Source organism: Mesorhizobium sp. M4B.F.Ca.ET.089.01.1.1, assembly GCF_004022605.1.
Lineage (GTDB): Bacteria > Pseudomonadota > Alphaproteobacteria > Rhizobiales > Rhizobiaceae > Mesorhizobium > Mesorhizobium abyssinicae.
The window spans coordinates 1-1444 of sequence record NZ_RZOS01000817.1 but is presented as its reverse complement, the minus strand read 5'-3'; the positions used below and the strand labels follow the sequence as shown (position 1 = coordinate 1444).

The following is a 1444-nucleotide window of genomic DNA, read 5'->3' as shown; positions in this document are numbered from 1 at the left end:
TTTGGTTACACATGCCGGCGAGACGGACGGCGGCGACTGGCTGGTCGGCAATCCGAGCGGCCTGCAGCTCGCTTCGGCGCTGTGGATCGGCTCGGTCGGCCTGCTGATCCTCGGGCTTCAGCCGGTGCTGCTCGGCGCGCTCTACACCGAAGGCCATGTCACCGGCGACGAACTGGCGCTGGTTGCCACCGCCGAGATGATCGCCATCGCCATCGGCTCGGGCGTCGTGGCCATGGCCTTGTCGGCCCGCAACATGCGCTGGAAGAGCGCCATCCTCCTGCTCCTGCTGGCGGCGGCCAACTGGTGGACGGCCTACGCCGCCGGCGCCGACGCGCTGATCGGCGCGCGCAGCCTGGCCGGGCTCGCCGAGGGCGGGCTGGTCGCGGTCGCCACCGAGTTGATCGCCCGCTCGCGTCGCGCCGAGCGCATCGGCGGCTATTTCGTCACCGTGCAGACCTTGGCGCAATGCGCGCTGGCGCTGACCCTGGCGCTCTATGTCGTCCCGGCGGCCGGCGCGTCCGGCGGCTTCCTCGCCCTCGGCGTGGTCTGCCTCGCCTCGCTGGCGGTCGCCTGGATCGTGCCGGACGACTATGCCGACCTGCCGAAGGAAGAGCATTTCGCCAATGTGCTGACGCCCGGATCGATCGCCGCGCTGCTCTCGATCTTCTGCTACTTCATGTTCTTCGGCGCGATCTGGGCCTTCCTCGAGCCGCTCGGGGCGCAGTTCGGCATCGACGGCCGCACGGTAGGCCTGATGGTGTCGGCAAGCCTCGCCGCTCAGGTGGTCGGCGCCCTGACCGCGACGGTCTTCGAGGCGCGCCTCGACTATCGCCTGGCGATCACCGCCATCGGCGCCGTCGCTCTTGTTTGCTCCCTGATTTTCGCCAGCGGACCTGGCCTGACGATATTCTGGGTCGCCGCTTTGGTGATGGGCTTCATCCTGCTGTTCATCGTTCCCTACCAGATCCGCCTGGCGATCACCGCCGATGACACCCGCACCGCGGTCCTTCTGGTGCCGGCGGCCCAGCTCTTCGGCCTGGCGATCGGGCCGATTGCCGCCTCGCTGCTGATCGACAAGGACTTCCGGCCGGTGCCGGAATTCGCCGCCGCCAGCGCCGCCGCTAGCGTCGCGCTGCTCGGCCTGTTCATCCTCGTGACGCGGCGCCGCCGCGCCGTCGCCTGAGCGGAGAAGCGCGATGCCGAACGCCTGGAGCAACTGGTCGGGCCTGGTGCAGGCCGCGCCCAAGCTGATCGCCACTCCCGCCGATGCCGGTGAGCTTGCCGATCTGGTGCGCATCGCGCCCGGTCCGCTGCGCGTCGCCGGCGCCGGCCACTCCTTCACGCCGCTGGTCAAGTCCGACGGCACCATCGTCTCGCTGGAGAAGATCGAGGGGCTGGTCTCGCATGATGCCGCGACCAGCAGGGCGCGGCTGCGAGCCGGCAC

Annotated in this window: 2 protein-coding genes; both read left to right on the top strand. The window is 70.0% G+C overall.

The genetic code is table 11. The features are described from left to right. Position 1: 1 nt before the first annotated feature. Positions 2–1183 (top strand): MFS transporter, encoded by a 1182-nt coding sequence (locus EN780_RS34170; RefSeq protein WP_128276452.1) that lies wholly within the window; start codon positions 2–4, stop codon positions 1181–1183. Positions 1184–1196: 13 nt separating this feature from the next. Then, on the top strand, positions 1197–1444 hold a 248-nt coding region (locus EN780_RS34165; RefSeq protein WP_128276451.1), incomplete at its 3' end, for an FAD-binding protein.